Source organism: Nevskia soli, assembly GCF_903970205.1.
In the GTDB taxonomy this organism is placed as follows: domain Bacteria; phylum Acidobacteriota; class Terriglobia; order Bryobacterales; family Bryobacteraceae; genus Bog-113.
This window is the reverse complement of the sequence record NZ_CAJCHS010000137.1, coordinates 1-7,309: the sequence shown is the minus strand read 5'-3', so window position 1 is coordinate 7,309 and position 7,309 is coordinate 1. Positions and strand designations below refer to the sequence as shown.

The 7,309-nt window shown below is 59.0% G+C and carries 7 protein-coding genes; 3 read left to right on the top strand and 4 right to left on the bottom strand.

Annotated elements, in window-relative coordinates; all coding sequences use genetic code 11:
• From H1Y01_RS06400 to H1Y01_RS06390, 3 genes are all read right to left on the bottom strand, one after another.
• Nucleotides 1-1,236, bottom strand: a 1,236-nt coding sequence (locus H1Y01_RS06400) for a M28 family peptidase (protein WP_180539610.1), incomplete at its 3' end; no start/stop codon positions are given.
• A 28-nt stretch (nucleotides 1,237-1,264) separates the two neighbouring features.
• Entirely contained in the window at nucleotides 1,265-2,032 is a 768-nt protein-coding gene (locus H1Y01_RS06395) for an HpcH/HpaI aldolase family protein (RefSeq protein ID WP_180539609.1), read from the bottom strand.
• 379 nt (nucleotides 2,033-2,411) lie between these two features.
• Complete coding sequence (locus H1Y01_RS06390) at nucleotides 2,412-2,615, bottom strand: TOBE domain-containing protein (RefSeq protein ID WP_180539608.1); 204 nt, start codon at nucleotides 2,613-2,615, stop codon at nucleotides 2,412-2,414.
• A 91-nt stretch (nucleotides 2,616-2,706) separates the two neighbouring features.
• Between H1Y01_RS06390 and H1Y01_RS06385 the strand changes: the two genes are divergently transcribed.
• Together H1Y01_RS06385 and H1Y01_RS06380 are read left to right on the top strand one after the other, a co-directional pair.
• The gene (locus H1Y01_RS06385) at nucleotides 2,707-2,928 is read left to right on the top strand and encodes a hypothetical protein (RefSeq protein WP_180539607.1); all 222 of its coding nucleotides are present in this window, start codon (nucleotides 2,707-2,709) and stop codon (nucleotides 2,926-2,928) included.
• 71 nt (nucleotides 2,929-2,999) lie between these two features.
• The gene (locus H1Y01_RS06380) at nucleotides 3,000-4,793 is read left to right on the top strand and encodes an ABC-F family ATP-binding cassette domain-containing protein (protein ID WP_180539606.1); all 1,794 of its coding nucleotides are present in this window, start codon (nucleotides 3,000-3,002) and stop codon (nucleotides 4,791-4,793) included.
• Between the two features lies 1 nt (nucleotide 4,794).
• On the opposite strand, the gene H1Y01_RS06375 is transcribed toward H1Y01_RS06380, so the two are convergent.
• Nucleotides 4,795-6,255, bottom strand: coding sequence for a fibronectin type III domain-containing protein (locus tag H1Y01_RS06375; RefSeq protein ID WP_180539605.1), 1,461 nt, complete (start codon nucleotides 6,253-6,255; stop codon nucleotides 4,795-4,797).
• Nucleotides 6,256-6,601: 346 nt separating this feature from the next.
• On the opposite strand from H1Y01_RS06375, the gene H1Y01_RS06370 reads away from it, so the two are divergent.
• Nucleotides 6,602-7,309, top strand: a 708-nt coding sequence (locus tag H1Y01_RS06370) for a DUF4159 domain-containing protein (protein ID WP_219341326.1), incomplete at its 3' end; no start/stop codon positions are given.

Below are 7,309 nucleotides of genomic sequence, written 5' to 3'. Positions count from 1 at the left end.
GGTGGGACGGTGGTAATCGGGAAATTCGTAGGCGGCAGCGAAAGTCTGGGCAGGGATGCCGGCCTTCGCGAACGGGTAATTGTCGCTGCGCGCGAAGAACTCCTCATTGTGTTTGGTGTCACGCAAGTGGACGTCCGCGGGGTCCATCGCGGGCGACATGATCTCGGGCAGATCGCAGAACGCGTAGCCGGTTGCGCCGAGAGAGCCGGGCGGCAGACCATCCGAGGGTTGCGATCGTCCGAGTTGTTCGAAGTTGATATTCGCGACGGTGTGGGCGAGCGGCAACAGCGGATGCTTCACGTACCATGTGGAGCCGAGCAAACCCTCTTCCTCCCCGAAGAAACACAGGAACAGAAGCGTGCGTTTAGGATGCGGGCTTCCTAAGGGTGGTGCCAGCGAGAATGCGTGGGCCAGGGCCAGCACCGCCGCGACACCGCTCGCATTATCGTTAGCGCCGTAGAAAACACCTTCTTTCGATGCGCCGAGGTGGTCGTAGTGTGCGGAGACGATCACGTACTCCTTGCTGAGCGCGGCGTCGGAACCGCGGAGCATCGCGATGAGATTGCGCGCCTCGAACGGTTCTATGGCCGGCGCTCCGAGATGAAGCGTGGCGTGCGCCGTGGTGACGCCATTCGGGAGCCGGTCGAAGATCGCTTGCAGATCGGCTTCAGGGACGGCGACCAGCGTGGGTTCGCCCGCATTGAGGTGTTCCATATCCACCAGCTCGTTGGCGCGGTGGTGGAGCGGCCTGCGGGTGAGTTCGACGATTGCGTCGGGGTGCGACTGCTCGAGTTCCCGGATCACGGTCCGATCGGAGGGAGCGCGGAGGACCAGGATATGGCCGCCGAGCGTCTGATCGACGCGGACGGTGGGCGCCCACTTGAAAACCGGCTCGTTGTTCAGATTGACGGCGCGAAAACTGTGGATCGCAATGTGGTCGCCGAGAATGCCGCGCGTGAGGTCGCGGCCGGCGGATAGGGTGAACTGCGAATCCTTGCTGTCCGAGACGCGCGCGAACTTGGCCGTCTGGGCGAAATCGGTAGCGCCGGGCGGGCTCTCAAGGTTATCGCGGCGGAACTCGGAAACGATGTAATCGGCGGCAACTTCGAGGCCGGGGGACGGAGTGTTGCGGCCCTCCAGAGAACGGGACGCGAGAAAGGAATCGGTTGCGCGCAGATCAGCTGCGGTGATGGTGTCAAGCCACGTCGCCTGCGCGGAGCAGGTGAGCGCGGCCAATACGGCGGCGCCGCTACGGACACGGCATCTAAGGGCAGAGCGTGCGAACAATTTCACCGGCGCGCTCCCACAGCATGGATACTTCATTCCCGCAGCCCAGGAAGAGCATGCCGCGATTGCGCCAGAACTCCGCCAGTTTCGGATTGCGCGTGTGAATGCCCGGAATCACGCCGAGGGCGAGGCAGCTATCGCGAATCTGCTCGATGGCTTCGATGAGGCGGGGGTGTTCGAACTGGCCGGGGACGCCGAGCGAGATGGAGAGATCGGCAGGACCTACCATCACGGTGTCGACGCCGGGCACCGAAAGCAGTTCGTCGCGCGCCTCGAGAGCACGCACGGTTTCGATTTGGAGCACAACCATTAAGTTCGCGTTGAGGTGCGCGATCACTTCGGGGAAAGCGCGGGTCTCGTAGTCGAGCTGGTGCAGGGCCAAGCCATAGCCGCGGATGCCGTTTGGGGGAAATTTCGTCCACGAGACGGCGCGGGCGAGGAGTTCGGGTTGCTCAACGCGAGGGAAGATGATGCCTTGAGCGCCGCAGTCGAGAGCGCGGGCGACGAGCGAATATTGGAGATCGCCGACGCGGACGATGGGGCAGAGTCCGGCTAGATTGGCTACCCGGCAGATGTCTTGCAGGGTTTCGAGATCGAAGCCGCCGTGTTCGGTATCGAGGAACGCCCACTTGAAACCGGCCGCGGCGAGCAGGCGCGCGATTTCAGGGGAGCGGAATTGCCAGTAGCCTGTCCCTAGCTGCATTTCGCCCCGGCGCAGGGCTTGTTTGACGCGGTTTTCTTGCATCGAAAATTGATCGTAGCAGGATGGATATTGCACGACTAACCTTGCGTCGATTCGTTGCTGCCGCCGACGGGGCAAACACCGGTATCGATGCGCGTTTTATCCAGGTTCCTGCACGACGGTTCCCAGTCAGACGCATAGCAGAGCACCCGTGGCAGAAGTCTCAAAACACCGCTTGCCGTACAGCCCCACTCCGAGCCCGACCGAGAGGGAGGGTCCTCCGCCGTCAGCCGCGTCGAACTCTATCCGGGTGGAACGGTTTATATTGCGGGTCGTTTTCGAGGGAGCCGCGAACTTGCAAACGCGATAACAGCCCGACGTTCGGAGGCTTCCACTATAACGCCCCGCGCCGGATCTACGCCGAGTTCCGCTGGAAACTTCATTACTTCTGAATCATTACTTCGGTCGATTTCACCACCACGCGCACCGAATCGCCGGGTTTCAAGTCCAATTCTTCGGCACTGGTCCGGGTGATCACGCTTTCAACCACGTGCTCTCCCACGCGGACCACAACGTGAGCCATCACGTCGCCTAATTTGATGGTTTCGACAACACCGGGAAGCTGGTTTCTAGCGGAAAGAGCCATGCCTCAAGTGTTACACCATCGATCCGGAAAGCGTGAAATTCCGTTCATATGGCACTCACTGTGCTCTCATTGCCAGTGGAGGTTTACTCGAATGAAAAAATTAGCAGCCGTCCTCTCGACGGTTATCCTTGCGACCGGCATGACCGCTTTCGCTCAAACCGCCGGGCAGGATATAAAGAACGCGGGCAGTGACATCAAGGGCGCAGCCAAGAGCACAGGTAAAGCAACGGCGAAGACCACGAAGACCGCGGGAAAGAAGATCAAAAAGGGCGCGACCAAGACCGCCGATGCGGTAGACGGCAAAAACAAGTAGCTCCGCGTTTCGAACGGTCGGCTAAACTGAACTGGAAGGGCAGGCCACCGCGCCTGCCTTTTTCGTTCCCGATGGGCCTTCTCCTCAACATCCAAAGCGTTTCCAAGAGATACGGCGCGGACCCGCTGTTCGAATCTATCTCGCTGACGATTTCCGATGGCGATCGCATCGGGCTCATCGGTCCTAACGGGTCGGGCAAATCCACGCTTCTGAGCATCATCGCCGGCCGGACGCCGCCCGATTCCGGAGAGGTGGTCGTCCGCAAGCAGGTGCGCGTGAGCTACGTCGCGCAGGAATCGTCGTTCACGCCAGGGCTGACCGTCCGGGAGATTCTTCAGCGGGCCACGCCTCAGGCCGACAGCGCCGAGTTACTCGCCCGCGTCTCGGAAACCCTCGGCCGCGTGGGTTTCGAAGACGCCGATGCTGAGGCCTCTTCGCTCTCCGGCGGCTGGCGCAAACGCCTCGCCATCGCCGAAGCTCTGATGACTTCGCCGGATGTTCTCCTTCTCGACGAACCCACCAACCACCTCGACCTCGCCGGCATCCTCTGGCTCGAACGCCTCCTGAAAGACGCGCGCTTTGCCGCTGTAGTGGTCAGCCACGACCGTTACTTCCTGGAAAACACCAGTTCGCAAATCATGGAGCTCGATCGCGCGTACGCCGGCGGAATGTTTCGCGCCGAAGGGAACTATTCGCGATTCCTGGAACTTAAGGAAGAGTTCCTCTCGGCTCAAGCCCGGCGGCAGAGTTCACTCGCGAATCGCGTGCGCACGGAAGTGGAGTGGCTGCGGCGCGGTCCAAAAGCGCGAGCCACCAAAGCCAAGGCGCGAATCGACAACGCGCATGAACTGATCGCGGAGTTATCCGACTTATCTTCGCGAAACCGGACGGCAACCGCGGGCATCAACTTCACGGCGTCCGATCGGCGCACCAAGCGTCTGATCGAGGCCGACGCGCTATCGTTTGCCATCGGCGGACGCACGCTCTTCAAAGACCTGAGTTTCACTATCGGTCCCGGACAACGCATCGGATTGGTTGGTCCCAACGGCAGCGGCAAGACCACGATGCTGCGCCTTCTACTCGGTGAAATCGACCCAACATCGGGCAAAATCGAGCGCGCGGATAACCTGCGCATCGTTTACTTTGACCAGAACCGCGCGCGGCTGGATCTTGATTCCTCGCTGCGCCGGGCCCTCGCTCCCGACGGCGATTCGGTCATCTTTCGCGATCAGGTCATTCACGTCGCGGCATGGTCGGCCCGATTCCTGTTTGCCAAGGAACAGCTAGACCAGCCCGTTAGTCGTTTATCGGGCGGTGAACGCGCGCGCGTGCTGATCGCCAACCTGATTCGACAGCCCGCGGATGTCCTGCTACTTGACGAGCCGACTAACGACCTTGATATCCCGACGCTGGAAGTGCTCGAAGATAGCCTGCTGGAATTCTCCGGCGCTCTTGTCCTGGTTACCCACGACCGCTACTTACTGGATCGCGTCTCAACGACCGTGCTAGGTCTCGATGGGCAGGGCGGGGCGGAGCAGTTCGCCGACTATTCGCAATGGGAAGCCTGGCAATTCTCCCGGCGCACCGCTGCGGCCCGCGGGCCTGCCGCGCCGCGGGCGGTCAAAGCCGAGCCGCAGAAAAGGAAGCTTTCTTATCTGGAAGCACGCGAATGGGAATCGATGGAGCAGCGCATCGTGGAAAGTGAGCAGACCGTCGCCGTAAACCAGGCCAAGCTTCAGGATCCGCTGATTACCACTGACCCGCGCGCGCTGGAGCGTACTTACGCCGAAATGCTTTCGGCCCAGCAGGCGGTAGATACTCTCTATGCTCGCTGGGCCGAACTGGAATCAAAGCTGTCGGACTGAGTTAGTACGTTTTGATCGTGGTTTCCGGGGACATCGCCGAGATGTTGCCGGCGGCGTCGAACGCTTCCATCGTGTAGACATACTCGGTGTTTTCCGAGAGGCCGCTGTCGTACAAGACAAGCCCGTTGATCTGTTGAAGAAGTTTTCCGTTGCGGAAAATCAGATAACCCGCCACACCGACGTTGTCGGTATCCAAAGGCCACGAGAGGTTGGCCGTCGTGTATCCGGCCGAGACAGTCGGAGCGACCGGAGTTGCCGGCGGAGTCGTGTCCGGCGAAGAAATCAGAAGTTGCTGGTAGTAATGACCCGTCGATGTAAATTTGCCCTCGCTCGTCGCGGTCCCCGCGGCGGTATAAGACTGATCAAGCACCGCGCCAGGTGAGAGACTGCCATACGTTGTATAGCTGATATAAGCTTCGAAATAATGAGTCCAGAACGGACTAATAAACTCCAACTGCTCGATTTGGCCGAAGTCGTTCATCGTTTTCAGGAAGAGCTGATCCAGAGGCGCCCAGAAGCCGAACGGGTTACGTCCTTCGATATCTACGAGGCTAAGAACATTTAGCTCGTTGTTGAGGATCTTCCAATCCCAGCACTCGCTCATTCCCACCTTCTTCCCCGCGGCGTGAGCCATCTGCGCTCCGGTTGCGGCAAGCGGGAGAAAGTTGTTGTTCACCGGGTAGATATGCATGTCGAGGAAGTCGATCGGCTGAGCGAGGAAGTTCGTGACGTAGTCCGTGTAATCGGTGATCCATGTCCCTGCGCCCGCACCGACCTCGACACCGTTTGTTTTCCCCTGCAGCGCCGTCATGATTGTCTGCAGCAGCTCCGTGCTTCCAGTTACGGTGCCCGCATTGGCTTGCCCGCTGTTAGTCGCCTCGCTATCCGGCTCCGTGATCACCGTGAGGTAATCCGGCTTAATTAGTTGCACGATGTTGAGGGCGGTCGCGGCGCGTCCCTCCATATACTGCGTCCAGGACAGCGATTGGTAGTAAGTCGCGAATGAAGAAGTGTTGGCTCCGGGGAACACAGTCGCCGCCTCAGTCTCGACGATCACTTTCATCCCGCGTGCATGCACGTCCTGCATTAATTGCTGATAGAAGGTGACAAACTGCTGGTATTGAGAAGGATTCGACGAGTAGAACGCTTGGTTAAGAATCGGGAAATCAATATGGATTGTAACTGCTTTCGCGCCCTCCGCCTGAATGTCCGACAATTGCGGTTCGATCTGCGTCGAGTACTGATACTCGCCCAACAGGCTCGTAAACAGGTCGGACGATGCTGTTTCCAACTGTGGGGCGCTTGCGTAGGGATACTTTGTCCCGTCCCAACCTTGCAAGAGCGTTGCGTCGAAAGTGCTGATCTGAGTATTCACCAGAGAGTAGATGGATTGGTATTGAGCAGGAATCTGCGCAAGAACCGGAATGACTGCGATTGCGAATAAAGAGAATAGTTTCTTCATAATTGGCTACCGGAAAGAAAAGGATTCCCGCCAGACAGTTCTCGCACAAGGAGACAGTTTGCGGGTATTTATATCGTTGTGTTACAGAAAGCTACTGAGGAGTAAAGACGGAGAAGTTTTCAGTCCGAATCAAGCTAGTACGAACTAATTACTTCCGCAACCATTTGGTTATGAGGCTAGTACTTATCTTGACCCCAAAATTGCATAATAGTTTCGGTCTCCCATGGTTAAGATTCGTCAACGGAAGTACGGGGCCGCGAATCGTTAGACATTGTTCGGTAGAGCAGGCAGAGTTCGCCGGAGAGCGCCGCCGCGCGGGTTGCAATGTTATTGTGAAAGCAGTTCCGTGCGGATCCCTATCCGTCAGTCTTTCGCGGCAGGCGCCTGCTTACTCGCTTGCCTTACCGTCGCGTACGCGTTCCAGCGCCCGTTCAAGCAATATCCCGGCGTTGAATACGAGACGTTCGAACTGCCGGCCAATCCGACATACACGGCCGAATGGACCTTTGCGCGCCTCATGTATCCGCCCGGCTGGAATGACGGCTACCGCGGCCGCTTCGACGGTGACTGGCGCCAGGGAATGTCGCTGTGGACCCAGGATTACCCTCGCGCGGACCGCCACTTCTCGGAAGCGCTGGGCCGTCTTACGCGGATCAGCGCACGCACCGTCGAGCAGGCTGTCAACCTCGATGAAGGCGACGAGTTCGATTACCCGTGGCTTTACGCTGTTCAGGTCGGTGAGTGGGGTATCAATGACGCCCAAGCTCGCGAATTGCGCGAGTACCTGCTGCGCGGCGGCTTCTTCATGGCGGACGATTTTCACGGAGCAACGGAATGGGAAGTCTTCCAGGAAAGTATGAAACGCGTGTTCCCGGATCGTCCGATCGTTGACGTGGAAGATAGCGATTCCCTATTCCACACGGTGTACGACCTCGATGAGAAGTTCCAGGTGCCCGGCGCCGCTCACCTGCGCCTGGGCTATAAGAACAACGGCATTGGCGCGCACTGGCGCGGCATCTATGACGATAAGGGCCGCGTCATGATCGCGATCTCG